The sequence below is a fragment of the Halorubrum sp. F4 genome (assembly GCF_027257195.1).
Classification (GTDB): Archaea; Halobacteriota; Halobacteria; order Halobacteriales; family Haloferacaceae; genus Halorubrum.
Genome location: NZ_JAPDFS010000013.1, coordinates 1 through 25,247, shown reverse-complemented (window position 1 = coordinate 25,247; position 25,247 = coordinate 1). Strand labels below are relative to the sequence as shown.

24 protein-coding genes and 1 tRNA gene are annotated in these 25,247 nt (G+C 66.1%); 12 read left to right on the top strand and 13 right to left on the bottom strand.

The features are described from left to right. Nucleotides 1-463 precede the first annotated feature (463 nt). From OKW78_RS15180 to OKW78_RS15170, 3 genes are all read right to left on the bottom strand, one after another. Complete coding sequence (locus OKW78_RS15180) at nucleotides 464-1,837, bottom strand: LLM class flavin-dependent oxidoreductase (protein ID WP_281195908.1); 1,374 nt, start codon at nucleotides 1,835-1,837, stop codon at nucleotides 464-466. Nucleotides 1,838-1,944: 107 nt separating this feature from the next. Next, nucleotides 1,945-2,352, bottom strand: coding sequence for a CBS domain-containing protein (locus tag OKW78_RS15175; protein ID WP_281195907.1), 408 nt, complete (start codon nucleotides 2,350-2,352; stop codon nucleotides 1,945-1,947). An 82-nt stretch (nucleotides 2,353-2,434) separates the two neighbouring features. Beyond that, the gene (locus OKW78_RS15170; RefSeq protein ID WP_281195905.1) at nucleotides 2,435-3,391 is read right to left on the bottom strand and encodes a DUF5787 family protein; all 957 of its coding nucleotides are present in this window, start codon (nucleotides 3,389-3,391) and stop codon (nucleotides 2,435-2,437) included. A 76-nt stretch (nucleotides 3,392-3,467) separates the two neighbouring features. On the opposite strand from OKW78_RS15170, the gene OKW78_RS15165 reads away from it, so the two are divergent. The 3 genes from OKW78_RS15165 (at nucleotide 3,468) to OKW78_RS15155 (ending at nucleotide 5,538) form a co-directional block, all read left to right on the top strand. After that, entirely contained in the window at nucleotides 3,468-3,857 is a 390-nt protein-coding gene (locus OKW78_RS15165; protein WP_281195904.1) for a hypothetical protein, read from the top strand. Further along, complete coding sequence (locus OKW78_RS15160; protein WP_281195903.1) at nucleotides 3,854-4,537, top strand: NUDIX domain-containing protein; 684 nt, start codon at nucleotides 3,854-3,856, stop codon at nucleotides 4,535-4,537. The genes OKW78_RS15165 and OKW78_RS15160 overlap by 4 nt, the downstream gene beginning before the upstream one ends. A 167-nt stretch (nucleotides 4,538-4,704) precedes the next feature. Further along, complete coding sequence (locus OKW78_RS15155) at nucleotides 4,705-5,538, top strand: NAD+ synthase (protein ID WP_281195902.1); 834 nt, start codon at nucleotides 4,705-4,707, stop codon at nucleotides 5,536-5,538. 36 nt (nucleotides 5,539-5,574) lie between these two features. Here the strand turns inward: OKW78_RS15155 and OKW78_RS15150 are convergent, their stop codons facing one another. After that, nucleotides 5,575-5,724, bottom strand: coding sequence for a hypothetical protein (locus OKW78_RS15150; RefSeq protein ID WP_203227855.1), 150 nt, complete (start codon nucleotides 5,722-5,724; stop codon nucleotides 5,575-5,577). A gap of 162 nt (nucleotides 5,725-5,886) precedes the next feature. Continuing rightward, nucleotides 5,887-7,005, bottom strand: a complete 1,119-nt coding sequence (locus OKW78_RS15145) for an anthranilate phosphoribosyltransferase (RefSeq protein WP_281195901.1) — start codon at nucleotides 7,003-7,005, stop codon at nucleotides 5,887-5,889. A 491-nt stretch (nucleotides 7,006-7,496) separates the two neighbouring features. Between OKW78_RS15145 and OKW78_RS15140 the strand changes: the two genes are divergently transcribed. Both OKW78_RS15140 and OKW78_RS15135 read left to right on the top strand, forming a co-directional pair. Beyond that, complete coding sequence (locus OKW78_RS15140) at nucleotides 7,497-7,652, top strand: hypothetical protein (RefSeq protein ID WP_281195900.1); 156 nt, start codon at nucleotides 7,497-7,499, stop codon at nucleotides 7,650-7,652. A 57-nt stretch (nucleotides 7,653-7,709) separates the two neighbouring features. Then, nucleotides 7,710-8,774, top strand: coding sequence for an Lrp/AsnC family transcriptional regulator (locus OKW78_RS15135; protein ID WP_281195899.1), 1,065 nt, complete (start codon nucleotides 7,710-7,712; stop codon nucleotides 8,772-8,774). A 151-nt stretch (nucleotides 8,775-8,925) separates the two neighbouring features. On the opposite strand, the gene OKW78_RS15130 is transcribed toward OKW78_RS15135, so the two are convergent. Further along, on the bottom strand, nucleotides 8,926-10,701 hold the full coding sequence (locus OKW78_RS15130) for an excinuclease ABC subunit C (RefSeq protein ID WP_281195898.1): 1,776 nt from the start codon (nucleotides 10,699-10,701) through the stop codon (nucleotides 8,926-8,928). A gap of 128 nt (nucleotides 10,702-10,829) precedes the next feature. Here OKW78_RS15130 and OKW78_RS15125 point away from each other — a divergent pair, with 128 nt between their 5' ends. Beyond that, nucleotides 10,830-12,446, top strand: coding sequence for a methyl-accepting chemotaxis protein (locus OKW78_RS15125; protein WP_281195897.1), 1,617 nt, complete (start codon nucleotides 10,830-10,832; stop codon nucleotides 12,444-12,446). A gap of 80 nt (nucleotides 12,447-12,526) precedes the next feature. After that, complete coding sequence (locus OKW78_RS15120; protein WP_281195896.1) at nucleotides 12,527-13,921, top strand: cytochrome P450; 1,395 nt, start codon at nucleotides 12,527-12,529, stop codon at nucleotides 13,919-13,921. 44 nt (nucleotides 13,922-13,965) lie between these two features. Here the strand turns inward: OKW78_RS15120 and kynU are convergent, their stop codons facing one another. Together kynU and OKW78_RS15110 are read right to left on the bottom strand one after the other, a co-directional pair. After that, complete coding sequence (gene kynU / locus OKW78_RS15115; protein ID WP_281195895.1) at nucleotides 13,966-15,369, bottom strand: kynureninase; 1,404 nt, start codon at nucleotides 15,367-15,369, stop codon at nucleotides 13,966-13,968. Nucleotides 15,370-15,507: 138 nt separating this feature from the next. Continuing rightward, nucleotides 15,508-16,803, bottom strand: a complete 1,296-nt coding sequence (locus tag OKW78_RS15110) for an MFS transporter (protein ID WP_281195894.1) — start codon at nucleotides 16,801-16,803, stop codon at nucleotides 15,508-15,510. A gap of 129 nt (nucleotides 16,804-16,932) precedes the next feature. Between OKW78_RS15110 and OKW78_RS15105 the strand changes: the two genes are divergently transcribed. Together OKW78_RS15105 and OKW78_RS15100 are read left to right on the top strand one after the other, a co-directional pair. Continuing rightward, nucleotides 16,933-18,768 carry an ATP-binding protein gene (locus OKW78_RS15105; RefSeq protein ID WP_281195893.1) on the top strand — a complete coding sequence of 612 codons (1,836 nt, stop codon included), beginning with the start codon at nucleotides 16,933-16,935 and terminating at the stop codon, nucleotides 18,766-18,768. A gap of 28 nt (nucleotides 18,769-18,796) precedes the next feature. Continuing rightward, nucleotides 18,797-19,120, top strand: coding sequence for a multidrug efflux SMR transporter (locus OKW78_RS15100; RefSeq protein ID WP_281195892.1), 324 nt, complete (start codon nucleotides 18,797-18,799; stop codon nucleotides 19,118-19,120). A gap of 51 nt (nucleotides 19,121-19,171) precedes the next feature. Here the strand turns inward: OKW78_RS15100 and OKW78_RS15095 are convergent, their stop codons facing one another. Next, nucleotides 19,172-19,738: a pyridoxamine 5'-phosphate oxidase family protein gene (locus tag OKW78_RS15095; protein WP_281195891.1), complete on the bottom strand. Its 567-nt coding sequence runs from the start codon at nucleotides 19,736-19,738 to the stop codon at nucleotides 19,172-19,174. A gap of 330 nt (nucleotides 19,739-20,068) precedes the next feature. Between OKW78_RS15095 and OKW78_RS15090 the strand changes: the two genes are divergently transcribed. After that, nucleotides 20,069-20,311 (top strand): hypothetical protein, encoded by a 243-nt coding sequence (locus OKW78_RS15090; protein WP_281195890.1) that lies wholly within the window; start codon nucleotides 20,069-20,071, stop codon nucleotides 20,309-20,311. A gap of 9 nt (nucleotides 20,312-20,320) precedes the next feature. On the opposite strand, the gene OKW78_RS15085 is transcribed toward OKW78_RS15090, so the two are convergent. The 4 genes from OKW78_RS15085 to OKW78_RS15070 all read right to left on the bottom strand — a co-directional run bounded on the left by OKW78_RS15085 (nucleotide 20,321) and on the right by OKW78_RS15070 (nucleotide 23,424). Further along, complete coding sequence (locus tag OKW78_RS15085; RefSeq protein WP_281195889.1) at nucleotides 20,321-21,019, bottom strand: hypothetical protein; 699 nt, start codon at nucleotides 21,017-21,019, stop codon at nucleotides 20,321-20,323. Between the two features lie 11 nt (nucleotides 21,020-21,030). After that, nucleotides 21,031-21,807: a hypothetical protein gene (locus tag OKW78_RS15080; RefSeq protein ID WP_281195888.1), complete on the bottom strand. Its 777-nt coding sequence runs from the start codon at nucleotides 21,805-21,807 to the stop codon at nucleotides 21,031-21,033. Nucleotides 21,808-21,879: 72 nt separating this feature from the next. Next, nucleotides 21,880-22,917 (bottom strand): hypothetical protein, encoded by a 1,038-nt coding sequence (locus OKW78_RS15075; RefSeq protein ID WP_281195887.1) that lies wholly within the window; start codon nucleotides 22,915-22,917, stop codon nucleotides 21,880-21,882. Between the two features lie 435 nt (nucleotides 22,918-23,352). Further along, nucleotides 23,353-23,424: transfer RNA gene (locus OKW78_RS15070), tRNA-Ala, on the bottom strand. Between the two features lie 258 nt (nucleotides 23,425-23,682). Here OKW78_RS15070 and OKW78_RS15065 point away from each other — a divergent pair. Both OKW78_RS15065 and ribB read left to right on the top strand, forming a co-directional pair. Beyond that, entirely contained in the window at nucleotides 23,683-24,432 is a 750-nt protein-coding gene (locus OKW78_RS15065; RefSeq protein WP_281195886.1) for a CTP-dependent riboflavin kinase, read from the top strand. Further along, complete coding sequence (ribB, locus tag OKW78_RS15060; protein ID WP_281195885.1) at nucleotides 24,432-25,172, top strand: 3,4-dihydroxy-2-butanone-4-phosphate synthase; 741 nt, start codon at nucleotides 24,432-24,434, stop codon at nucleotides 25,170-25,172. Before OKW78_RS15065 ends, ribB begins: the two co-directional genes overlap by 1 nt. The last annotated feature ends 75 nt before the right edge of the window (nucleotides 25,173-25,247 follow it).

Here is a 25,247-nt window from a genome sequence, read left to right as displayed (position 1 = left end):
GCGGTTCCCGAAGCGAACGCAGTGAGCGAGGGAACCCGACGTTCACGAGAGCGGAGTTCTCGTGCAGCCCATCAGAAATCTCCGATTTCTGAGGACGAGAAAAAGGTGGTACTGGACGAATCGGGGGAGCGAAGAACGGACGTATGAATCGTTGTATGGAACTCTCGGACGCGGCTATCTACGCGACGCAGTCGCTCGCGGTTCAAAGGAACGAACGGCCCCGGCGTGCCGGGAAAAGGTGGCACGCCGGGGCCGTTCAGTAGGTCCCCGCTGACGCTTCGGCCCTCCAAGCGAAGCGTCACCTGACACCAGACGCGTGAACCACTTAACGGTGCCGGGGGCGGCAGATACGTCGTGTTAACGGTGTTCGTTTACTTAATAATCATGAGGAACCGCGTATCGGAGTTGACGACCGCCCGACGACCCTCCGACGGGCGGCGTGGGCACGAGCGGACGGAACCGCTCACTCGTCCGGCGAGCGCGCGCGGTGGTCCGCCCGGAGCCGCGGCTGTCCCTCGCCGAGGAGTTGCTCGCGAAGGGTATCGCCCGGCGAGTCGACGTCGACGGGCGCGAGAAGCCCGCGTTCGCGGAGTTCGGGAACGACGAGGTCGACGAAGTCCACCAGCGAGCCGGGGCGGACGACCTCCTTCACGTTGAAGCCGTGGACGCCGACCTCCCCGTGCCAGTACTCGAGCTCGTCGGCGACCTGTTCCGGCGTCCCCACGATCGTCGGCGACGTGGTCCCGAGCCCGCCGAACTCCGCGACCTCGCGGACGGTCCAGTCGCGGTCGGGCTGTGACCGGGTGAAGGCGTTCATTGTCCCCTGGATCGCGTCGGTCTCGATGTGTTCGACCTTCCGGTCGGGGTCGAGTTCCGAGAGGTCCATGTCGAGGAAGCCCGAGAGGAGCGCGAGCGTCGCCTCGACGTCGACGTGCTCGCGATACCGCTCGTGTTTCTGCTCGGCGGCCGCCTCGGTCTCGCCGACGATCGGGACGACGCCGATGAAGAACCGAAGGCTTTCGGGGTCGCGACCGTGCTCGGCCGCGCGCCCCTTCACGTCCTCGATGTATTCTCTGACTCCCTCCTCGGTGGGCTGGCTCGCGAACACCGCCTCCGCGTTGGCGGCCGCGAACTCCCGCCCGCGGTCCGACGAGCCCGCCTGATAGACGACCGGCGTCCGCTGCGGGGAGGGCTCACAGCCGTGGGGACCGGGCACGGAGAAGTGCTCGCCCTCGTGGTCGATCGCCCGGACCCCTCTCGGGTCCGTGTATCGGCCGCTCTCGCGGTCGCGCTCGACGGCGTCGTCCGTCCAGGAGTCCTCCCAGAGCGCGTAACAGACGTCGAGGAACTCGTCGGCGCGGTCGTACCGCTCGCCCTTCTCCATCCGCTCGTCGAGCCCGAGGTTCTCGGCGGCCGACTCCAGGTAGGAGGTGACGACGTTGATGGCGACCCGGCCGTCGGTGAGGTGGTCGAGCGTCGAGAACTCGCGGGCGAGCTGGTAGGGGTGGGTGTACGTCGTCGAGCGCGTGACGGCGAACCCGAGGTCGTCGGTGACGGCGGCCATCGCGGGGACGACGAGCTGCGGGTCGTTCGCGGGCGTCTGGACCGCGCGCTCGACCGCCGTCTCGCGGTCGTCGCCGTACACGTCGTAGATCCCGCGGACGTCCGCGAAGAACACCGCGTCGAAGCCGCCGCGCTCGGCGGTGCGCGCGACCTCGGTCCAGTACTCGGCGTCGGTGTACTCCGCCGATCGGTCCCCGGGGTACCGCCACGACCCCGGCGAGACGTGCTCGACCGAGGTCATCGTAAAGAGGTTGAGGTGTAGACGGTCGCTCATGGCCCCCGTTGGGCCGCCCTCGGTAATACCCCCGAGGAAGGGGTGGATGTTGACGATATCGCGGACGGAGACGCACGCGGCCCTCGAAAGCGTGCTGACTGCGTCGGCTACGACGCCAGCGACTCGGTGCCGGAGACGTACGCCGCGAAGTCCGAGGTGGTGATGATCCCGATCGGCGTTCCCTCCCCGTCGACGACCGGAACGTGGTGGAACCCGTGGTCGATCATGGTGGCGGCGACCGCGGAGACGGCGTCCTGTGCGCCCGCCGTGATCGGGTCCCGAGTCATGTAGCGCTCGACCGTCGTCTCGGCTTTCGGCTGGCTCTTCGCGACTATCTCGACGAAGTCGGTCGTGGTGAGGATCCCCACCAGTCGACCGTCCTCGACGACGAGCGCGGAGCTGATGTCGTTGTCGAGCAGGACGGCCGCGGCGTCCTCGACGAGCGTGTCCGGGCTCACCGTGTGGAGGTCGGTCGTCATCAGTCGGGCGACGAAGACGTCCTCGATCTCGTTCATACCGATGGATCCAGCCGTCGCCGTATAAGCGTTCTCACGGACGGAACGCCGGCGATCGGGGCGGTTCACGTGGGGTCGGTTCTCACCGGAACCGCGAGAGTCCCGACTGCCTGCGCGGGCCGCCGCCGTCCGGCTCCGCGACCCACGCCGTCCGCTCGTCGCGGAGCCGGTCGCGGTCGAGCGCCGGCGGGTCGGCGGGGTCGTGTTCCGGGCAGCCGGGGCCGCACTCGCGACCGGGATCGACGACCCGGCCGAACCGACCGCATCGTGGTCGGCCGTCGGCCGTGAGCGTCGCGTGTGCGCAGGCGGGCGGCTCCGGTCGCCACCCCTTCCCGTAGGCGCGCTCGGCGATCCGGCGACGCTTCCGCCCCTTCGCCTCGGGCGAGACGAGCGCGACCTCGGTCCGGAGCGACCGCTCCTCGCGGATCTCGACGCCGGGGGCGTCGGGGTCGAGCGGAGTTGCCTCGCGGACCACCTCTCGGTCGCCCGTCTCCGGATCGAACCGCCAAACGCCGACCGCGTCGGGGATCCGGTTGAGGTGGGCGCGGGTGACGTAGGAGGCGGTCGCGAGCACGACCCGATCGAAGAGTCCGAGCGCGGCGTCGTACCGGAGCTGGGCCGCCAGATCGCCCGGCGTCCCGAGGTCGGGCTTGTTCTCGATCGCGGTCAGCGACCCGACCCAGTCGTCGGGGTAGCGGGCGGTCGCGCGCACGACCGAGTGGCCGTCTCGACGCTCGCGTTCGAGGTACCCCGCGTCGACGGCGGCGTCGACGACGGCGTTCGCGCGCTCCGGCGGGAGGTCGAACGCGTCGGCGACCGGGACGGCCTCGCCGGGGCCGACGTCCGCCTCGATCGCTGCTGCCGGGATACGCTCCGGCGTCAGGGCGGCTCGCGCGTCGAAGTCGGGGCCGGGCGAGAGGAGACAGACGTCCACGATACGCGCTCCCGGCCGCGTCACCCCCGCGCCGAGCTGCCGGGCGACCACTCGATCGGAGGACTCGAGGGCCGCACACAGGGCCAGCTCGAACCGGAACTCCATGTTCGAGGGGGAGGGTCGGCGAGGAGTAAAACGCGTCGGCCGAAACCCGTATTCGACGCCGCCGCCTACCTCGCGTATGCGCCCGGTCACGCGGAACCTCCTCGTCGCCATCGCGGTGATCGCGCTCGCGCTGCTGGCGCTGGGCGTGTTGCCGAGCTACCTCGGGAGCGGCAACCCCTACTACCTCACCGCCGAGCCGATCGAGACCGCCGAGCCGACCGCGAACGCCACCGGCCTCTCCGAGCGTCGCTACCCGTACCTGACGGGCGCGATCGGGAGCGACGACGGCCGTTCGGAGCCGTACCTGATGGGGCCGTACGGGCTGAAGGAGTGGTTCACGCACACGCCCTTCGACGAGGTCGACGCGCTCACCCGGCGCGCGCCGGCGGCCGAGGCGGACGGCGGCGTTCGGGTCGAGCGCGACGGCGAAACGTATTACGTCGAGGTCACGCAGTCTCCGGCATGAGCGACGACGGACCGACGGACGACGCACCCGCGAACGACACGTCCCTGACCGATCCATCCGCGAACGACGCACCCGCGGAGGACGACCGCGCCGCGAGCGACCTGCGCGACCTCCCGGCCTTCTCCGACGGGCGGCTTCACTCGCTGCCGGGCGAGCCGGAGTGGCCGGTCCGGGAGGTCACCGTCGAGTACGATCCCGGCTGGTTCGTCGGCGGGTACGACCGGGTCGAACAGCCCGACGGGACGGAGAAGAACTACTACTGGGCGGAGCTCCCGCCCGCGACGGTCGTGGTCGCGGTCGCCGACGGTCGGATACTGTTCGTCGAGCAGTACCGACCGACGGTACGGAACACGCAGCTCGAGCTGCCGGCCGGGATCGTCGAGCCCGGCGAGTCCTACACCGCCGCGGGAGCCCGCGAACTCGCCGAGGAGACCGGCTTTTCGCCGTCGTCGACGACGCTGCTCCAGGAGGTGTGGTGTTCGACGGGCGTCCTGCGCCACCGGCGCGGCTACGTGTTCGCCGAGGGGCTGGAGCCGGTCGACGTCGACGCTGACAGCAACGAGTTCCTCGTCCCGCGGACCGTGCCGATCGACGAGGCGCTCGCGACCGTTCGGGAGCCGCCGACGAACGACGCAACGCTGGAGGGGTTGTTGCTGGCCGATCACGAGGGACTGTTGTAGGCCTACCGCGAGCGGTCACTTCCGCGTCGTGGACGCCGGGCGCGGGCCGACCGGTTCGCCGTGGTGCCCCGAGTCGGTCACCCATCGAACACGGAGAAAACCCGACGAACGTCCAGTTCGAGTCCGGGACGGGGAGCTATTAGTCGCCGCGGCCCCTGGTTCCCTGCATGAGTCAGACGCCGGAGCAGTCAGTGTTGCTGTCGGAGGATCCCCCGCTCGACTTACGTCTCTCGGAGGCGGAACTGGCGGAGACGCGCGAGCGTATCGTCTCGTTCATCGCCGACCTCGTCGACGACGCGGGCGCGGAGGGGGCCGTCCTCGGGCTCTCGGGCGGGATCGACTCGACGCTCACCGCCCACCTCGCGGTCGAGGCGCTCGGCGAGGAGGGACTGCACGGGATCACGATGCCCTCGGAGGTGAACGACCCGGACGTGATGAGCGACGCCGAGCGGGTCGCGCACGACCTCGGGATCGAGTACGACGTGGTCGAGATCCAGCCGATCGCGGAGTCCTTCTTCTCGGCGTTCCCCGAGGCCGCCGACGATCGGACGGCGGCGGGGAACGTGTACGTCCGCACCCGCGCCGTCTTGAACTACTTCGTCGCCAACGCGGAGGACCGGATCGTGTTGGGCACGGGCAACCGCGCGGAGGCGATGACGGGCTACTTCACGAAGTACGGCGACCAGGCCGTCGACTGCAACCCGATCGGGAACCTCTACAAACAGCAGGTGCGCCAGCTCGCCGCCCACGTCGGCGTCCCTCGCGACCTCGTGATGCAGGAACCGACGGCCGGGATGTGGGAGGGACAGACCGACGCCGAGGAGATGGGCCTCGATTACGACACGGTCGACGCGATCCTCGCGGTCCACGTCGACGGCGGGCTCTCCCGAGCGGCGACGGTCAGGGAACTGGACGTTCCCGAAGCGGCCGTCGACCGCGTCGTCGAACTGTGCGAACACAGCGCGCACAAGCGGTCGATGCCACCCGCACCGGAGCGGTAGGGTAGTCGGTCGCGGATCGCACGTTCCGTGTCGGGATCAGGCATCGGGGGCTCGTTCCTTCGCGACCTCCGCGATCCCGGCGTTCGCGGAGCAGTTCGGACACGCATGTATCCGGCCGCGAGCGTCCGAGAACACCCGGACGAACCGTTCGGAGACGTGCGCCTCACAGTGTTCACACGTCGGCATGGTGTGAAGAGGTATCGTGGGTCATGTTCGGTACACGTTCCCTTGGCTCCGGAGCCTCAAGACGGCTTTCCGAATTCCGTCCCAAATTCGACCCGGATCGGCGGGAGCCGGTCGGGAGAGCGGAGAAGAAACGGCGAAGAAGGCGTGTTCGAGCGCGACCCGTCAGAAGTCGCGAAGCGCTTCGAGCACGTCGTGAGCGGAGCCGTCGTCGATTGCCGTTCGGGCCGCCTCGAGTCCCTCCTCGATCGAGTCGGCGTCCTCGCGGGCGTAGATCCGCAGCGCCGCGTTGACCGCGACCGCGTCGGCGAACGGGCCGTCGCGATCGCCCGCGAGCACCTCCTCCGTGATCCGCGCGGAGTCGGCGGCGACGTCGTCGACGGCGAGGTCGTCCTCCTCGAGGTCCATCCCGTACTCGGCGGTCTCTACCTCGAAGTCGTCGAAGCTCGCGCCGTCGCTCCCGTTTCCGTCGACGTCGTCCCCGCCCGCGTCACCGTCACCGCCGGTCGCGTCCCACTCCGCGACCTTGGTGTATCCGGGGCGGACGTCGTCGTACCCCTCCATTCCCTGGAACATCAGGACGCGGTCGAGGTCGTGGAACCCGCTTTCGACGAACGTGTCGACCACCTTCTTCGCGAACGCGAGGTGGTAGAAGGAGCCGAGATGGACCGAGGCCCCGGCCGGGTTCGCCAGCGTCTCGATCGTGTTGACGAACGTCCGGACGCCCATCTGGTCGCGGCGCTCGAACAGCTCGTCGATCGCGGGGTTGAACGCGGGCTGGTAGTAGAAGCCGAAGCCGGTCTCGTCGACCATGTCGGCGGAGTCCGAGGGCGTCAGCTCGGTGTGGACGCCCAGCTCGTCGAGGACGTGCTTGTACGCGTCCTGTTTCTGGGTGGGGACGCGGTCGCCCGAGTGGACCACGACGGGGGTTCCCGCGGCGGACGCGACCGCGCCCGCCGCCACGCCGAGGATCGCGGTTCGACCCTTCCCGTCGTAGTTCGCGCCGCAGTCGACGGGGTCGCAGTCGGGTTCGGCGTACTCGACGCGTTCGCACATGACGTCGACGTACGCGGCGAGCTCCTCGGGCGTGTTCCGCTTCCAGCGGTTCGCGAGCCAGAACGCCCCGAGCGTCGTCGGGTCGGGCTCGTCCGCGAGGATCCGCTCGAACGCCTCCGCCGCCTGCGCGCGCGTCAGGTCGTCCGCCGACTTGTGCCCGGAGCCGCAGACCTCGGTCATCAGCCGCTTGAGGGGCCACTCGCCGAACTCCTGGGTCGCCTGAGCCATACGCGCCGTTCGGCCTTGGAAACGAAAAGTCCCCCGCTCGACTCCCGAGCGACGGGAACGTCGAGCCGGCCGCGACGACCCCGACCGGAGTGGACGACGATCGAGACGGCGGCGGTGGCGCGCGCCTGCGAGCGGCCGAGGGGCCGCGAGCAGCCCGTGCGAGGGAGCCCGTGGCCGACGAAGGCGGCCGCGGCGAGGCTGGGGAGGCGTGAGGTGCGGGGCTGTGCGGCCGCGGCTGGGGCTCCGACGGTGTTCCCCACGGCCGGGTCGAGGATCCCGACCCACCGATGCGCGCGACACGGCGACGACCGCCCGAGACGTCGTTTCGACGCGTGATCGTGTCATACGTTGACAACACAGATCTAAACGAATGACTACCTAGTTGGGATGGAGAAACAAATACGGAATTTCTGAAGGATCTAGATTCGTGTAGAAGGTAGTAAAACCCGATACTATTATATGATCGTCCATCTATTCTCGCACCGTACCCGATGACGTCCAAATCCGTGGCGACCGCACTCACGTTGTATCGCGCCCGCACGCTGACGCTCGAACAGGCCGCCACCGTCGGCGGCTGCTCCGTGGCACAGCTCGAGGAGAGCGCCCGCGCGTTCGCGCCGGCCACTGGGTCCCCCGCTGACGACTGACGACGCCTTTCGCGCCCCTCCGAAACCCGTACGTACACGCGACCCCTTCTACCGGCAATGAGTCTGGACGCCGATTGGCGGGCGGGGATCGACGCGGTCGACGCCGCGCTCATCGACGAGTACCAGAGCGGCTTCCCCGTCGAGTCGCGCCCGTTCGAGCGGGTCGCCGCGGAGATCGCGGCCGAAACGGGCGTCAACGTCGACGCCGCCGAGGTCCTCGATCGCGTTCGCGACCTCCGAGAGCGAGGGGTGTTTCGACGGTTCGGCGCGGTGCTCAACCCGCCGGTCATCGGATCCTCGACGCTCGCCGCGGTCCGAGCCCCCGAGGACCGGTTCGACGAGATCGCCGAGGTCATCAACGGCTACCGGCAGGTGAACCACAACTACCGTCGAGACCACGAGTGGAACCAGTGGTTCGTCGTCACCGCGGGCTCCCGCGAGCGACGCGACGCGATCCTCGCGGAGATCGAGGAACGAACCGGCTGTGAGGTGCTGAACCTCCCGATGCTCACGGATTACTACATCGATCTCGAGTTCCCCGTGGTCAACGGGGACCGGTTCGCGAGGGAGTCGGGCGAGGCGCAGGGCGTCTCCGCCACCCGCATCTCGGAGGACGCCCGCGGCGACCTCACGGCGCTCGAGGCCGACCTCCTCATCGCCGTCCAGGACGGCTTCCCGCTGTCGGCGACCCCCTACGCCGACGTGGCGAGCGAGATCGACGCCGAGGTCGACGAAGTGCTCGCCGCGGTCGAGCGCCTGCTCGCCGACGGCTGCATCAAGCGGATCGGTTGCGTCGTCAACCACGTCGTCACCGGCTTCACGAACAACTGCATGGTGGTCTGGGACGTGCCGGACGACGAGCTCGACTCGCGCGGCGAGGCGGTCGGCGGCCTCCCGTACGTCACGCTGTGTTACCACCGGCCGCGCCGACCCGAGCAGGACTGGGAGTACGACCTGTTCACGATGATCCACGGCCGGGAGGCCGAGGCCGTCGACGCGAAGATCGACGAGCTCGCCGCCGAGCACCTCCCGTTCGATCACGAGCGGCTCTACTCGACGGAGACGCTGAAACAGACCGGCGCGCGGTACGAGGAACTCGTCGCGGACGAGAGCGAACACTGAGACTCGGTCCGGTTCGCCGCGATCTGATCCACGAAAACCCACAGTATATGTTCGAAGCCGCGGCCATCGGCTCCATGTTCTGAACGAGGCCCGGAACGGGGGGCGGGCGCGCGGCGGTCGTTCCGGGGAGAAGCGTGCCGCCTGTTCGCCATCACAACCGCTCGCGGAGCCGCTCGGCCGTCGTTTCGCCCACTCCGTCGATGTCGGTGAGATCCTCGAGCGAGGCCTCTCGGACGTTCTCGACCGATCCGAACCGCCGGAGGAGCCCCTTTCGCGTCTCCGGGCCCACGCCGGGAACGTCGTCGAGTACGGTCTTTACCTCGTCGCGGACGGCCTGGTGGTACTGGACGGCGAAGCGATGCGCCTCGTCGCGGACCCGCTGAAGCAGGTGGAGTTCCGGGGAATCGTCGGGCCACCGCAACGGCCCGTCCGGCGTCACCACCAGCTCCTCCGCCTTCGCGAGGGCGATAATCGGCACCGTCCAGCCGACCTCGGCGAGCGCGTTGCGGGCCGCACCGAGCTGTCCCTCCCCACCGTCGATCAGAAGCAGGTCCGGATCCGGACGGTCGTCACGTTTCTCGACGGCTCTGCTCGCACGCCAGCGGACCAGCTCCCGCATGTTGGCGTAGTCGTCGTTGCGGTCGGTGAGCTTCTTCCGTCGGTACTCGCTCGTCCGTGCGCTCCCGTCGACGAAACAGACGTTCGAGCCGACGACGGCGGTTCCCGACGCGTGGCTCACGTCGAACCCCTCGATGCGCGCCGGGCGATCGATCCCGAGTCGATCGGCGAGCGCCCCGACGGGGTCGTCGTGACCGCCGCGTTTCCGGGCGTTCTTCAGCGCGAGATCGACGAGCTTCGCCTCTCGTCCGGCACCCGGAACGCGGACCGCGACGCCCTCGCCTTCGAGCCACTCGACCACGTCGGCGTCTGCGGGACGCTCCGCGAGGAGGACGGCATCGGGGAACTCGCGTTCGGCGTAGTACTGGGCGAGAAACGCCGAGAGCACCGCTGCCGGAGTTTGAGTACTATCGCCGACCGTCTCTTTACCGTCTTCTCCCGCCGCCTCGATCGTCGGCGTATCGAGCCGGTGGCGGCTCCGGTCGACGAGCTGGCCGCGCTCGCTGTGAAGCCGCGCGACTCGAGCTGTCTCCCCCTCGACGGCGGCAGCGAGCACGTCCACGGTGCGGTCGTCGGCACGGTCGCTCACCGCCTCACCGCCCTCGCCGTGGAACGCCTCGACGGCTTCGAGACGGTCGCGGAGGTTCGCCGCGCGCTCGAACTCGGCGTTCTCGGCGGCCGCCTCCATTCGACGGCGGAGCGGATCGGCGAGCGCGCCGGTCTCTCCCTCGAAGAAGCGACGGGCGGCGGCGACGTCCTCGGCGTAGCTCTCGGGATCGATCTCGCCGGTACAGGGCGCCGAGCAGATCCCCATCTCGTAGTCGAGACACGGGCGGTCGCGGTTCGCGTACTTGTGGTCCGAACAACCGCGGAGCCGGTACTCGTCGCGGATCGCCTTCACGGCCGTCTCGACGCGGCCCACGTTCGTGAACGGCCCGTACGCGACTGCGCCCTCGTCCGGGTCGCGCGTCACCTCGATCCGGGGAACCTCGTGGTCGGAGAACGCGACCAGCGGATAGGACTTGTCGTCCTTCAGTCGGACGTTGTACCGCGGACGAAGCCGCTTTATCAGGTTGGCCTCGAGCAGCAGCGCCTGGGTCTCGGTGTCCGTGACGGCAAACTCGATCCGATCCGCCCGTGCGACCATGCCGCGGATCCGCTCCGATCGCGGATCGGTGTACGACCGGACCCGATCGCGGAGATCGACGGCCTTTCCGACGTACAGGGTCGTCTCTCCGGATCGGAACTGATACACGCCGGGCTCCGTCGGGAGATCGGCCGCACGGGTCCTCACGGCGTCGACATCCATCGATCACACGTAGCCGACGGACGCGCTTGAACGCTACGGGCGGACCTCATCGTCGACGCACGTAGATATCACATCTGATTCTCCGAGGACGGACGTTATATACTCCGTTCGGCGAGGAAGAGGTGAACATGACGGGAATTCGAGGGCTCTTCCGACGCGTGCTCGGCCGGGACGCGCGGTCGGTTCCGGACGGTGGCGTCGTCGTCGACGGGTCATCGGCCGAGGAACTCCCGGGGGCGGACGACGGCATAGACACGGGAGAAGGAGGAGACGAGCGACGTTCGGTCGACGATGACGGGGTCACACGCGAGGATACGCTCGCGAGTGCCGGGTTCGAGCAGGTGTTCGACTCGACGGGTATCCCGACGTTCGTCCTCGATTACGGGGGCAACGTCGTCGAGTGGAACGAGGCGATCGCGTCGCTCACGGGCGTCGATCGTGACGAGGCGGTCGATCACGGGTTCGTCTCCGAGCTGTTCTACCCGGACGGCCGTCGAGCCGACACACTCGCGGACAAGGTGCTCGACGCGCCGGAGGACGCGGACGAGGCGTACGGAGTGGAGCGGTGTGAGTCGGCTCGGAACCGCTACCGCGATACCAGTACGATGATCGACCGGCACGGGGAGGAGCGACACATCGAATTCACGGCGACGCCGCTGTATGACGATGACGCCGAACTCGTGGGCGTTACGGAGGTCGTCATCGATCGGACGGAGAACGTGGAGGGACGGAACGCGACCGCGGCGTTAGTTGCCGAGATCAGGGAAACCGCGGAGGCGATCGGCGAGGGAGACCTGGACGCTCGTATCGCCCGAAAGGAGTCATTCGAGTGGCTCGACGACGAACTGCTCCGGGTCGTGGACGCGGTCAACGGGATGGCCGCGAACCTCGAGACGCTCTCCGAGAGCGTCCACGAGCAGGCCCGCGAGATCGACGACACCGTCGAGGCGGCGAGCGAGGCCGCCGGCGAGATCGTGACCAACGTCGACGAGCAGAACGAGCTGTTGGCGGAGGGTGTCGCGGAGATGCAGTCCTTCTCGGCCGGCATGGAGGAGGTCGCCGCGACCGCCGATCAGGTCGACGTGGCGGCCTCGAACGCCAGGGAGGCTGCCGACGAGGGACTCGACGCCAGCGGTGACGCCCGGAAGGCGACGGAGGACGTCGTCGAGATCGGCGACGAACTGGTCGACAGCGTCGGCGCGCTCTCGGACCGGATGGACGACATCGAGGAGGTACTCGAGGTGATATCCGACGTGGCCGAACAGACCAACCTGCTGGCGTTGAACGCCAACATCGAGGCCGCCCGCGCGGGGGAGGACGGAAACGGCTTCGCGGTGGTCGCGGAGGAAGTGAAGAAGCTGGCCGACGAGACCCGGGGTCACACCGAGGCGATCACCGAGAGCCTCGCGGAGCTCCAGGCGCAATCGGACGAGACGTCGGCGGCCGTCGAGCGCTCGCACGAGCGGATCGAGGACGCGGGCGCGGAGATCGAGACCGTTCTCGACTCGCTCACGGAGATCGCCGACGCGGTCGACGAGGCGGCCGACGGCGTCGCCGAGGTGGCACGGACGACGGACGACCAGGCGGCGACCGTCGAGGAGCTCACCGCGACTCTCGAGAGCGTCCGCGACCGATCGGACCGGACGGAGTCGGCGACCGAGCGGATCGTCGACGCGACGGACGACCAGGAGGCCGCCGTGGCCGAGCTGATCGACCGCGTCGAACGGCTCGACGCCTCCAGTTGAGGACGGAACGCCCGGCCATTCGTCATCACCCGAAACCCGGACTGCCGAACGTTTAACCCCGTCCAATCCACAGATCTCGTATGTCCGTCACGCCGCCCGGACCCATCGGGGACCCCCTCTTCGGCAACGGTCGCCAGTTCGCGGACGACCCCTTCACGTTCATGCGCGCCTGCGCCGACAGCTACGGCGACGTCGTGCGGTTCGACCTCGGACCGCGCGAGACGTACCTGCTCACGAATCCCGACGACATCGAGCGGGTGCTCGTCGCGGACGCGGAGCGGTATCGCAAGCCACGGTTCGGCGACGACGCGATGGGGAGGCTGCTCGGCGAGGGGCTGTTGTTGAGCGAGGGCGAGACGTGGCGTCGCCAGCGCACGCTCGCGAACCCCTCGTTTCACAGCAGACGGATCGGCGCGCTCGCGGGGACGATGGTCGATCACACGGAGTCACAGCTCGCGGGATGGGAGGCTGGCGAGGTCGTCGACGTCCAACTCGAGATCGCGCGGCTCACCGTCCGGATCATCGTCTCGGCGATGTTCGGCGCGGACGTCACGGACCGGGAGGTCCGGACCGTTCAGGAGAAACTGGAGCCGCTCGGCGCGCGCTTCGAGCCGGACCCTCGCCGCTTCCTGATCCCGAACTGGGTGCCGACCCGCGAGAACCGCGAGTTCGACGACGCCGTCGACACCCTTGAATCGGTGATCGACGGGATCGTCGAGCGACGGCGCGACACTGAACACGACCCCGCGGTGGACCCGGCCGGTCCCGAGGGAGTCGCCGTGGGCGGTCCGCCGGGCGACCCCGACGGCGACGTGCCGATGGACCTGCTCTCCGTCCTTCTCCGCGCTCGCGACCGCGGCGAACAGACCGACGAGAACCTGCGCGACGAGCTGGTGACGATGCTTCTGGCCGGCCACGACACCACGGCGCTCGCGTTGACCTACACGTTCTACCTCCTCGCGAAGCACCCGGCGGCTCGCGAACGCGTGGAGCGGGAAGCGGCGGCCGCGACCGCGGACGGCCCGCCCGACGCCGCGGACGCCCGGGAGATGACGTACACGGACCGGGTGCTCTCGGAGTCGATGCGGCTGTATCCGCCGGTCTACACGCTGTTCCGCGAACCGAAGCTCGACGTGAAGCTCGACGGCTACCGGATCCCCGAGGGGTCCGCGTTGATGTGCTCACAGTGGGTCGTCCACCGCTCACCCCGGTGGTACGACGATCCGGACTCGTTCGATCCGAGCCGGTGGAAACCCGAACGCCGGAGCGGGCGACCCCGGTTCGCGTACTTCCCGTTCGGCGGCGGGCCGCGCCACTGTATCGGGAAGGCGTTCTCGCTTCTGGAGGCGAAGATCATCCTCGCGTGCGTCTGCTCGCGCTACGAACTCGACTACGAGGGGCCCGATCTCTCGTTGCGCGGGTCGCTGACGATGCATCCCGACCACCCGGTGCCGATGCGGATCCGCGAGAAGTGAGGTCGCTCCGTTCCTCGAGCCCCGGTTTCGTCCTTCCGTCCTCGTTACGTCACGCCGCCCTCGTTCGCCGCGTACTCCTCGTGCGCGCCGGCGTCGAGGATCGCCCCGATCCGGTCGACCACCGCGAGCACGTCGGCGAAGGCGGTGTACGGCGCGGCCGGACACACGCGCACGACGTTCGGCGGCCGGAAGTCGACGACGACGCCCCGATCCGTCAGCGCCCTGCTCAACCGTTCGGCGTCGGGATGTTCCAGGGCGACGTGACCGCCCCGTGCGTCGCGGTCGCGGGGCGTCCCGACCGCCACCTCGGGGAGCAGCTCGTCGACTGCGGCGATCAGGAAGTCGGTGAGCGCGAGCGACTTCGCGCGGATCCGTTCTATTCCCGCCTCGCGTAGCGTCTCGACTGCGCCCTCCAGGGGGGCCGCCGCGAGCAGCGGCGGGGTGCCGATCTGCCACGCGCCCGCGGACTCCGCGGGCGTGTACGTCAGGTTCATCTCGAACTGCGTCGCCTTCTCGTGGCCCCACCAGCCGGCGAGCGCGGGCGTGAGCCCGTGGTGGCGCTCGGCGACGAACAGCGCGCCGATCGCGCCCGGTCCGGCGTTGAGGTACTTGTAGGTACACCACACCGCGAAGTCGACGCCGGCGTCGTCGAACGCGTGCGGCACCGCTCCGACGGAGTGGGCGGCGTCGAACCCCGCGTACGCGCCGGCGTCGTGGGCCGCTCCGGCGACCCGCTCGACGTCGAACAGCTGCCCGGACCGGTAGAGCGCGGTCGGCATGAAGACGATCCCCACGTCGTCGTGTTCCTCGAGCGCGGCCTCGACGTCGGCGGGGTCGATCGTTCGACCGTCCCGGCTCTCGACGACGCGGAGCTTCTCGTCGGGGTCGATCCCGCGCTGGCGCAGTTGTGCACGGATCGCGTAGTGGTCGGAGGGGAAATCGAGTTCGTTGACCAGCACCGCGGGCTCGACGTCGGGATCCCAGCTCCCGTCCGCGGCGGTACTCCCGGCCCTATCCGGCCCGTTCCCGGCGAGCAACTCGTCGAGGAACGTCCCCACGAGCGTGTGTATGTTCACCGTGATCGAGTTGCCGACGACGACCTCCTCCGACGTCGCTCCGACGAGCGGCGCGAGCGCCGCGCCGATCCGCTCGCCGACCTCGAACCACGGCGGGTCGGCGTCGGTCCACCCGCCGATCAGGAGCTCGCGCCACTCGTCGACGACGCGGTCGAGGCTCGCGAGCGCGGCGTCGCTCGCGGGACCGAGCGAGTTGCCGTCCATGTATAGCCCGTCGTCGGGGGTGGAAAAGCGGTTCGCGAAGCCGGAGAGCGGGTCGTCCTCGTCGAGCCGGGCGGCGGTCTCGACCGGGTCCGAGTCGAACCCGCCACCGTCGAGCGCCGCCTTCGCGGGGGCGTACGGGTCGTCCCCCACGCCGTGTGAGTCGTCCATACGGGGAGGGACGCCGCCGTCGACTAAGCCCTTCCGGGGGTCGCTCGGATCGCCGACCCGACTCCGGTAGTCCGGTTCCGGTAGCCCAGTTCCGGTAGCCCGGTACCGACGCCTCAGTTCCGGCGGCCACGCCCCGGCTCACTCCCTCGACTCGCCGAACCGGTGAACGGCACCCGAGGCGAGCGCACCGCAGACGGCGATCCCCGCGAGCACGAGGAACAGTTCACGGGTTCCCGCGACCGTGAGAACGAAGCCGGCGAGCCCGGCCCCGAGCGAGCCGACGCCGAAGATCCCGAGGTAGGTGTATCCGAACGAGAGTCCGCGCGTCCCCGGCGGGGAGTAGGCCGCAACGGTCGCCTGCGAGAGCGGCTGAACGGTGAACAGGGCGACGCCGAGCAGCCCCGAGACGAGCAGGAACGACCAGACGCGTCCGGTCGCCGGCACGAACGACAGCGCGAGGACGGCCAGTATCGACATGAGGTACATGAGCGCTCGCTCCGGCGGCATCCGGTCGGCGATCCGCCCGCCGAGGTACTGGCCCGGCACGCCCACCATCAGGATCGCGACGTAGAGGTACCGGGCCGGGTCGAACTCCTCGGCGTAGGGTCCCTCGGGGTCGACGAGCTGGAGGTCGGCGAACCCGCCGAGCGTGTCCCCGAGTAGGTCGGGGAGGAACGTCAGGAACGTCCGGTAGTAGAGGCCGCTGAACGTGACGAACACCAGGACGAGCCCGAATCCGAGCGTCAGGAGAACCCGCGTGTCGTCGAGGAAGCCGGCGAATCCGTTCGGACCCGCGTCGGGAGCGGCGTCGGGGCCGCCGGCGTTGGAGCTGTCGGCAGTGCCGTCCCCGTCGCCGCCGTCAGCGTTGCCGGCGGACGCAAGCGCCGCGTCGACGTCGACCGTGTAGCCGTAGGCGGCGACGAGGAACGCCGGGACTGTGAGCAGCGCGGCGACGACCCGCCAGTCGAATGCGACGAGGAGCAGGACCGCCGCGAGCGGGCCGAACGCGATCCCGAGGTTGCCGCCGATGCCGTGGTAGCCGAGTGCGGTCCCGCGGCGCTCGACGGCCTTCGAGAGCAGCGAGAGCCCCGCGGGGTGATAGACGCTGGCGGTGACGCCCCACACCGCGAGCGCGACCGCGAGCACCGGGAGGCTCGGGGCGGCCCCGACGAGCAGGAACGAGCCGCCCATGCCGAGCAGACACGCGAGGATGACCGGCTTCGAGCCGAAGCGGTCGACGACCACTCCGCCGGGAAGCGCGCCGACGCCGAAGAGGCCGTAGCCGACCGTGACGAGCGCGCCCAGGGTCGCGGCCGTGGTCGAGAACTCCGCGATCCACACCGTGAGCAGGATCGGAACGGACAGCTCGTAGGTGTGGACGAGCCCGTGGGAGCTCGCCGTGAAGGCGACGATGCGTCGCTCGTTCGCGTTCATGTGGATCCGACGTTCTCCGGGTGTGGGGATAACCCCGTGGGTAGGTGACGGAGTTGCCGGGACGGCGAAGTCGTGCGGTTCCAGTATCACAATCGTTTTGACGACATGTGGCGAAATCCGGGTTCAGTGATGGACTGGGTCCTACTCAGTCACGTGGCGGTCTTCGCCGTCTCCGCCCTCGCCTGCGTGGCGAGCCTCCCGCGCGTACGACGGATCCGGCACGCCGACACTCGGCGAGGGCTCGCCGGACTCCTCCTCTCCGTCGCCGTCTGGTCGGTCGGCTACGTCGGGTACCTGCTCGCTCCCACGGCCGCCGCCAGTACCGCTTGGTACACGGTCGGGTTCGTGTTCGCGTTCGTCGCGGTCGGCGCGTGGCTGTACTTCTGTGCCGCCTATACCGGCCGGCCGCCGCGGCGGGCGCCGTACCGAAACGTCGCGCTCGCCGTGTTCGGGATCCTCACCGCGCTCAAGATCACGAACCCGTTACACGAGCTCTACTTCACGACCGCGTGGACGACGGAGCCGTTCATCCACCTCGAGATCCGCCATCAGGTGCTCTACTGGCTCGTTCTCGGGTTGTCGTACGTCGTTATCGGCGTCGGCTTCTTCATGTTGCTCGAGCGGTTCCACTACACGGGTGCCGACAGCCGTCCGCTCGTAGTCCTGGTCGCCCTCACGGGGATACCGGCAGTCGCGACGGTCTTCGGTGACCGGGTGGAGTGGTTGCTTCCGCTGATGTACGAGCCCCCCGGGGTCGCGATCTTCGCGGTCGGGACGCTCTTCGTGTACCACGACCGCCTCGAGACGATCCGACTCACCGGGACGTCGGACGAGCCGGCGATCTATCTCGACCGGGAGGACCGAGTCCGCGATTACAACGTGTCGGCTCGGCGGATACTCCCGTCGCTCGAGGAGTCCGTCGGGGAGCCGATAGGCTCCGTGAACGCCTCCATCGCGGAACGGCTCGACGGGGGTGGCGTGTGTACGCTCGAACACACGGGGGACTCTCGAGAGGGGGACTCCCGGGAGGGAGGCACCCGGGACGAGGGCGTCCGTTTCTACGAGGTGGCGTCGACGCCCTTCACCGCCGGCGACGTCCCGACGGGACGGTTGGTGACGATAACGGACGTGACCGACCGGGAGGCGTATCGTCGTCGTCTCGAAGTGCGGACGGAGCAGCTCGAGGCGCTGAACCGCGTCGTTCGCCACGACATCCGCAACGACATGGCCGTGATCCTCGGCTGGATGGAGACGTTCCGGGGTCGCGTCGACGACGACCTCGAGGCGGTGCTCGATCGGGTGTTACGTAAGGGGAACGACATCATGGAACTCACCGAGACGGTCCGGGACTTCATCGACGCGCTGTCCGAGGAGGGGGCGGTCGACCTCCGGCCGGTCGACCTCCGATCGTCGGTCCGATCGGAGCTGGAGGCCGTCCGGGAGACGTTCCCGGAGGCGACGTTCCGGCTCGTCGACGACGCCGGAACCTCCCGCGTCAGAGCGAACGGAATGATCTCGTCCGTCCTCCGGAACCTCCTCGAGAACGCGGTTCGACACAACGACGTGGAGACGCCGGAGGTCACGGTCGCCATCGACGGGAGGGAGGAAACCGTCCGCCTCGAGGTCCGGGACAACGGTCCCGGTATCCCTGACGAGCGAAAAGAGGAAGTCTTCGGAAAGGGAGAAAAGGGGCTGGACAGCCCCGGTACGGGGATCGGGCTGTACCTCGTCCACGTGCTGGTCCGACAGTTCGGCGGCGACGTGTGGATCGAGGACAACGAGGCAAAGGGGGCGATCTTCGTCGTCGAACTCCAGCGGGCGGATCCCACGGGGAACGAGGACGACCCTGCGGCGGACGACGAGGACCGTGGGGCTGCCGGGGACGGCGGCGCTGTCGGGGACAGTGGAGACGACGCTCCCGCTTCCGGCGACCCGTCGTCCCGCGACCGGGACCCGAACCTATAGCGCGGTCGGGCGGGAACTCCGATCCGACATGTCGTGGTACCTCCTGATCCTCGCCGGATTGTTCGAGATCGGATGGGCCATCGGGCTCCAGTACTCCGAGGGGTTCTCGAAGCCGATCCCCACTCTCGGGACCGCCGTCGCCATCGTGATCAGCATGGTGCTCTTAGCCCGGGCCGTCGAGGACCTCCCCGTGGGCACGGCCTACGCGGTGTGGACGGGCATCGGAGCCGTCGGCACCGCGTCGCTCGGGGTCCTCCTCTTCGACGAGCCGGCCACGCTCGCCCGCGCCGGGTGTATCGGGCTGATCGTCGTCGGCATCGTCGGGCTCCATCTGGCGTCCGGCGGGCACTGAGATCCGCGGGCGCGCTCGGTCAGGCTCGTTCGACCGAGCTCCCCGGCGGGATCACTCGACCGCGTCCAGATCGTAGGCGTCCGGGTGGTCGGGCTCCTTCCAACCCTCCTTGCCGCTCCAGGAGTCCACTTGGAGTCGGTAGACGGCCGTCCGGTCGATCGACTCCGCGGCCATCTCCTCGTAGTCCTCGCCCGGCGTCAACTGCGGGGCGAACTTCCCCATGAACCGTTCGAGAACGCGGCGTTTCTCCGACCGCTCCGTGACGAAGTCGACGGTCCCGTAGGCGACGACGCTCGAGTACTCGACGGTGAAGTTCACCGGCTCGTCGGCCGGGACGTACCGACCCTTCTCGCTCGTCGTGAAGGTCGCGTTCGGCTCGTCGCCGTCCTCGACGAGGTCGTGCGCCCGCCCGGCCTGCGCCCCGTGGAGGTAGATCGCGCCCGCCTCGGGGTCGTAGACGAAGAGCTGCGTCACGAGGTGCGGCGTGTCGTCGTCGACGAGCCCGAGTACGCCCGTCTCCCGGTCGGCGAGGAACTCCGGGATCCACGCCGGGTCGTCGATCGCCTTCCCTCCATAGCGGATGTCGTCTGAGACGTCGGTGGGCGTCCGTTCTGTCATGTGGACCGATCGAGATGGTGTTTGTAAAGTCTTGTCGTGGGGTGGGTCGTGATTGCGTATCGGTATAAGAGTCGATACTCGGTCCCTCGATCCTGAAATGTCGAATATAATGTGAATGAATTCAGGAAGGATCGATCGACCTGCACCGTAGAACCCACCGACGGCACGGCCCTCATTGGCTCACCTCACGGATGGTGCGTCGGCGAACTTCCATGCGCTCGCGCTCCGATCGCTTGTCATAGTGCTTCTCAAGCACGTCCTGGGGATCTGTCCGATAGAACTATTCACCGTTGGAAGTAAATCAGTCAAGATACGTCACAGAGAGAGTGGATGAAGCCTGCTGATGATCTTATATTGGAGTATGTCCAGAATGTCGGTGAAGTTCCTCCCGTGGTAATCGATAGGAACGTCGATATTCACTCCAAGTATGTCGGCGAGCGGTGTAGGGAACTTACAGATTACGGCCTTCTAAACCGCTTGGAAGGAGGGTATTATTCTATCAATAGCCAGGGTAAAAAGTATCTTCAAGGATATCTGGACGCTGAAAATCTTGAGCCGTTTGAAGAGAGTTGACCCGCACGACTACGAATTAGGGACTAATTCTACCTGTTCCAATACTCTCCCCGTTCCCTGATCAGTTAGTACAACAAAGTTCTCACCCACAGAGTCCAGTCCACTGGTTACCTCTAAAATTAGTCCAAATGTGAACTCAGGCTTGGTATTTGAAGATTTACCAGTGATTACGTTATCATCAGTCAGTTCATGTTCACCAGGAGGGGGATCATCATGAGTAATCTCTACGCCCTCTGGAAGACTAACCTCAATAGCATAGGTGTCAATCGCAGTTCCGGTCTCAATTTCTAAATCAATAGTATATGAGTCATCATCCTGCTGTGTAGCGATTCCCTGTTTTGATTTTGATATGTCTCTTTTTCCGCTGTCTGGATCATAGGCAATGTAGTTACAGAACAGACTAAACGGGTACTTTCGGTATGCATGGAATACAGCTGGAACGACAAATACTGAGGCGATTATGATACTTGCCCATGCAGAATCTCGGCCAATAGTGACTGCCAAGAAAGAGCCTCCAATTGAAGAGAGCCAGCCGAGACTACTTTGTTTATAATCGTCTGCAAAAGCACCTGATTCCTGTTGTACTAGTTCGTAGTTGTCGTATAGTAGCACCGACAGAACAGCGATAAACCAGATAATGTAGAAGCGAAAAAGAGTCACATTTGGTAGCACTTGTCCGGCACTTTCCAGTTCAAGCGGTAGAACCACAGAGGACAAAGCTAGCTTAGTAGATATCGTTCAATTAGTTGTAATGCGTACTCCCTTGCTTTGTCACTCATTGGCTCGATCGTGATTGAACCTTGTTTGTATGTGATCGTAACAAATTCGCCTTCAACCTCAAATTCAGCGTCCGCTTCTATGATCCTTGTTCGATAGAGATCAATATCTAGATCACGGGCAGAGCGGATTTCCGACGAAGAGTCGTACTTGTCGAGAACATCATCCAAAACATCATAATTGCTTACTTCCCCCTGATCATACATTTCACGGAGAGTTGTGTGTAGGTCATCGCCGCTATTCCGAAGGACTCGAAGTAGGTCTTGTAGGTCGTAACGACCGTTTGGATCTTGGACGATTAATGGGTCTACAGACTCTGCATTGGTCAGGAGATCCCAAACCCGATCTCGCGAGACAGATATCCCATCGTCTATTTCAGCGTCTGAGGGGACCCAATCATTAATTTCGGAGATTACTTTCCTGTGATTTGGTTTAGTCTGATCTGTGTCAATTATAAACAGGCCAGAAGATTGTCTATGCTCGAATCTGCCTTCCGGCGAAAATGCCTCGCTATCATCATACGAAGGCATTCGATATTTGAATTTACCTTTAATTCTGACTTGGTTTTGAAAAGGGTACCCCTCGACAGACTCTAAGCCGTCGACAGTGTCTGACTTGATATCAAAGATCTTCAGATCTACCCCATCGCCGAGCAATAGCTCAGATCCGGACCAATATCTGCCAAGGTTTTCGGATCGGCCCAGAGTGTTGACTGACATGATGAGGTCGTTTTGTATTCGGTGTTATCGAAACGATTCTCTCGATTGAATGTTTTACCCTCGTGAACTTAATTATTCACCGACTTCGACCTCCGGCTGTGAATCATCAGCACCTTCACCTGCTCCCTCACGCTTTCGATTATACTCTGATTTGACTTCCTGAGGGTCAAATCGGAGCTTCCAACCTTCGTCGTTGGCATTCTCACGGAGATCGTCAAAGAATGACGGTGGTGGATACTTGTCCTCTGAATCTAGTTTCTCCCACAGCTGATACAGCTTCACGAGTTCGGAGAGGAACATAACGGAGAGCCCCATCTGTCGCGCGTCTTCCCATGAACTCATTGGGTTATCCGTTACTAGGACATGAACGCGTCCACCGAACTTGATTTTGGCCTCGATCTGCTTCGTGTCAAGGATGAAGTTTCCTTGTAGTCCACGAATTCTCTCTCCTTCTAGGACGGGGACAAGCATTACCACTGATTTCAGTATGTCCTCTTTTCCTTCAACCCTGACGCGGCTTTCGTCGTTCTCAGCACTTGCGACAGTTTCTCCGCGTGTCATCTTCCTAATCCGGAGATCAGACCCAGCATCTAGCTTCTCGTCTTCATATTCCTTGTATAACAGCCATAAAAAGAAGTCATAATCAAATGAGATATCATCAAGCTTTAGATCACCTGAGAGAGCACCTCTCAGTTTGGCACGTTTTCGATCAAGTAGTTGCTTGTTACCTTTTAACATCATAACTTCATTTTCTGTATCCCAGAATAGGTCTACTTGATCGTGTCTATCGAGGTAATACAGCTGATCGTTTCCATTCTCGTCGTAACCCCACTGTTCAACCCATTCCTCGTCTATGTATCTAAACGCACGCAGCCTTTCGGAAAACTGTCTGAGCTGGGGGCCGAGTTCACCCATATCTCGAAGGTCTTGTTCAATCGAGAGTCTGGTGAATCCAGATTGGGCATCTTTTGGACTCCCCTCAGTATAGGTAGAAAATGACTCGGTAATATCGGGTATGTCGTGTGATTCTCCACCGTGTACCTCGGTGGAAAGTAGCTCATTGAACACTAGCCACCCATCATAACTATACTCTAGTTCGTGTGAAGTCATACCATTCAGTTATCATAATCCTGTATAAAAGTATTGTTGAGAGAATAAATAGAATTTCCCGCGCGGCACGCCGATCACGCATAGGGGCCACTCAAAATCGGAGCGGTAACTTGCGGGCGACTTTCACTCAGCGCACGCCAGCGGCCTGACCGTGTGCTAACCGGGTGGCTACTATCGCCGGCGGTTCTCCCGCAAGTCGGATCGAGTCGCGGGAAACGGCCGGTTATGGAACTCTTGTCGGTAGCCCGACGATCGTTCCTTTCCAAAATCGCATCACAGCCCACCCGCGACCCCGTTACCGAATCAAATGTTGGCGGCAAGCCCGGCCGTGAAACCGAATCAAATGGTCTTAGCAGGAGGTGCCGAAATACGGGTATTGATGTAGGAGACCCTCCAAGTCAAGAATACAGTCATTCGACGGCTTCCAAAAGTGAATGGACTCGCGGGGATTTGAACCCCGGGCCTCTTCCTTGCGAAGGAAGCGATCTGCCGCTGATCTACGAGCCCGCACCCGAAACGAGTCCCCGTTCGTACTTGTACCTTACTTTTCGCCGATCCGCGCGCGAGGGGTTCACACCCGGCGAGCCGGCGCGCCGCGAGCGAGGAGATCGCCGCCACCGTCGCGACCGACGCCCTTAGGTGGCTACCGGTCCGAGTTCGACCCGAAACGGAGGGATCGCGTCGGGCGATCCCACATTCCGTAACGATTTTGAGACGCGTCGCATATTCGTTATCCTTTTGCGTACGGGCCGTCTGGATCGAGGTATGTCAGAAGCGACGGCGGCGACTCCCGACCCGGCGGCGATGGCGGCGTTGAAACACGTCGCGCTCGCGGGCGGGTTGACGGAGACGAAGGTGTCGTGTGCGGCGCTCGGCGACCGCCTCGGCGCATCGACGCAGACCGCCTCCAGACGCCTCCAGACGCTCGAATCCGCGGGGCTGCTCGAACGCGACGTCGTCGGCGACGGCCAGTGGGTCCGGGTCACCGACGCGGGCGAGTCCGCGCTGCGTGGCGAGTACGCCGACTACCGCCGACTCTTCGAGCGCGACGTCGAACTCGTCCTCCGCGGGAGCGTTACCGGCGGCATGGGCGAGGGCCGCCACTACATCACCCTGCCGGGATACGCCGAGCAGTTCGCCTCCCGGCTGGGATACGAACCGTTCCCGGGCACGCTCAACCTCGAACTCGACGAGGAGAGCGTCCGTCGGCGCGGCGAGATAGCGGGGATCGACGCCGTCCCGATCGACGCCTGGGAGGACGAGGACCGAACCTACGGCGCGGCCGCGTGCTACGCCGTCACGCTCGTCGCCGACGGCGGGCGATACGAGGACGCCCACGCGATCGTCCCCGACCGGACCCACCACGACGACGACAAGCTCGAGGTGATCGCCCCCGACGAGCTCCGGGCGGAGCTCGATCTCGCGGACGGCGACTCGGTCGAGGTCCGCGTCGAGGCGACCTCGCGGGCGGACGCGCCGGACGTTCCCGACGAGGCGCTCGGGGAGGTGGCCTGATGCGCGCCGACGCGGAGGGGTCCGAGGCGGAGCCCGACCCCGCCGACGCGCCGGTCACGGCCGGCGACGCGGACGCAACCGCATCGGTCGACCGCGCACTGGCGGCGTTCCGCGCCGGCGACCCGGTCTGCGTCCACGACTTCGCGGATCGCGAGGGCGAGACGGATCTCGTCTACCCCGCGGGCGCGGTCGACGCGGCCGCCGTGGTGCACATGCGGAACGACGCCGGCGGGCTGATCTGCGTCGCGGTCGACGACATGGTCGCGGACGCGTTCGGGCTCCCGTTCCTCGCGGACGCGCTCGATCACCCCGCAGTCAACGACGACCCGGCCTACGACGACCGTTCCTCCTTCTCGCTGCCGGTGAACCACCGCGAGACGTTCACGGGGATCACGGACGCGGACCGCGCGCTGACGATCACGGAGATCGCGAACGCGGCCGCGGCCGCCACGAGCGACCCCGAGAGCTACACGCCCGAGGACTTCGCGGCCTCGTTCCGCGCGCCCGGCCACGTTCACGTCCTACGCGGCGCGGTCGCGGGACTCGACGACCGCGTCGGTCACACCGAACTCGGGCTGGCGCTCGCCGAGGCGGTCGACGCCGCGCCCGCCGCCGTGGTCTGTGAGATGCTCGACGACGAGACGGGCGACGCGCTCGCGCCCGAGGACGCCGCCGCCTACGCGAAACGACGTGAGATCCCTTACGTCGAGGGGGCCGCGCTCGTCGAGGCGCTCCGGTAACCGGACGACACGGCACTGCTGTCGGCGCGCCCGGGAGCGGGCCACTGGCCCGCGACCGGCCCGCGAGGGAGTCGG

Excerpts from the sequence above, each read along its gene's own strand:
- OKW78_RS15165 (WP_281195904.1), top strand. The coding sequence starts at position 3,468 with ATGCGCCCGGTCACGCGGAACCTCCTCGTCGCCATCGCGGTGATCGCG.
- OKW78_RS15180 (WP_281195908.1), bottom strand. The coding sequence starts at position 1,837 with ATGAGCGACCGTCTACACCTCAACCTCTTTACGATGACCTCGGTCGAG.
- OKW78_RS15135 (WP_281195899.1), top strand. The coding sequence starts at position 7,710 with ATGAGTCTGGACGCCGATTGGCGGGCGGGGATCGACGCGGTCGACGCC.
- OKW78_RS15130 (WP_281195898.1), bottom strand. The coding sequence starts at position 10,701 with ATGGATGTCGACGCCGTGAGGACCCGTGCGGCCGATCTCCCGACGGAG.
- OKW78_RS15080 (WP_281195888.1), bottom strand. The coding sequence starts at position 21,807 with ATGTCAGTCAACACTCTGGGCCGATCCGAAAACCTTGGCAGATATTGG.
- OKW78_RS15065 (WP_281195886.1), top strand. The coding sequence starts at position 23,683 with ATGTCAGAAGCGACGGCGGCGACTCCCGACCCGGCGGCGATGGCGGCG.
- OKW78_RS15110 (WP_281195894.1), bottom strand. The coding sequence starts at position 16,803 with ATGAACGCGAACGAGCGACGCATCGTCGCCTTCACGGCGAGCTCCCAC.
- OKW78_RS15120 (WP_281195896.1), top strand. The coding sequence starts at position 12,527 with ATGTCCGTCACGCCGCCCGGACCCATCGGGGACCCCCTCTTCGGCAAC.
- OKW78_RS15170 (WP_281195905.1), bottom strand. The coding sequence starts at position 3,391 with ATGGAGTTCCGGTTCGAGCTGGCCCTGTGTGCGGCCCTCGAGTCCTCC.
- OKW78_RS15160 (WP_281195903.1), top strand. The coding sequence starts at position 3,854 with ATGAGCGACGACGGACCGACGGACGACGCACCCGCGAACGACACGTCC.
- OKW78_RS15090 (WP_281195890.1), top strand. The coding sequence starts at position 20,069 with ATGAAGCCTGCTGATGATCTTATATTGGAGTATGTCCAGAATGTCGGT.
- OKW78_RS15150 (WP_203227855.1), bottom strand. The coding sequence starts at position 5,724 with ATGCCGACGTGTGAACACTGTGAGGCGCACGTCTCCGAACGGTTCGTC.
- kynU (WP_281195895.1), bottom strand. The coding sequence starts at position 15,369 with ATGGACGACTCACACGGCGTGGGGGACGACCCGTACGCCCCCGCGAAG.
- ribB (WP_281195885.1), top strand. The coding sequence starts at position 24,432 with ATGCGCGCCGACGCGGAGGGGTCCGAGGCGGAGCCCGACCCCGCCGAC.
- OKW78_RS15075 (WP_281195887.1), bottom strand. The coding sequence starts at position 22,917 with ATGACTTCACACGAACTAGAGTATAGTTATGATGGGTGGCTAGTGTTC.
- OKW78_RS15125 (WP_281195897.1), top strand. The coding sequence starts at position 10,830 with ATGACGGGAATTCGAGGGCTCTTCCGACGCGTGCTCGGCCGGGACGCG.
- OKW78_RS15155 (WP_281195902.1), top strand. The coding sequence starts at position 4,705 with ATGAGTCAGACGCCGGAGCAGTCAGTGTTGCTGTCGGAGGATCCCCCG.
- OKW78_RS15100 (WP_281195892.1), top strand. The coding sequence starts at position 18,797 with ATGTCGTGGTACCTCCTGATCCTCGCCGGATTGTTCGAGATCGGATGG.
- OKW78_RS15095 (WP_281195891.1), bottom strand. The coding sequence starts at position 19,738 with ATGACAGAACGGACGCCCACCGACGTCTCAGACGACATCCGCTATGGA.
- OKW78_RS15175 (WP_281195907.1), bottom strand. The coding sequence starts at position 2,352 with ATGAACGAGATCGAGGACGTCTTCGTCGCCCGACTGATGACGACCGAC.
- OKW78_RS15145 (WP_281195901.1), bottom strand. The coding sequence starts at position 7,005 with ATGGCTCAGGCGACCCAGGAGTTCGGCGAGTGGCCCCTCAAGCGGCTG.
- OKW78_RS15140 (WP_281195900.1), top strand. The coding sequence starts at position 7,497 with ATGACGTCCAAATCCGTGGCGACCGCACTCACGTTGTATCGCGCCCGC.
- OKW78_RS15105 (WP_281195893.1), top strand. The coding sequence starts at position 16,933 with ATGGACTGGGTCCTACTCAGTCACGTGGCGGTCTTCGCCGTCTCCGCC.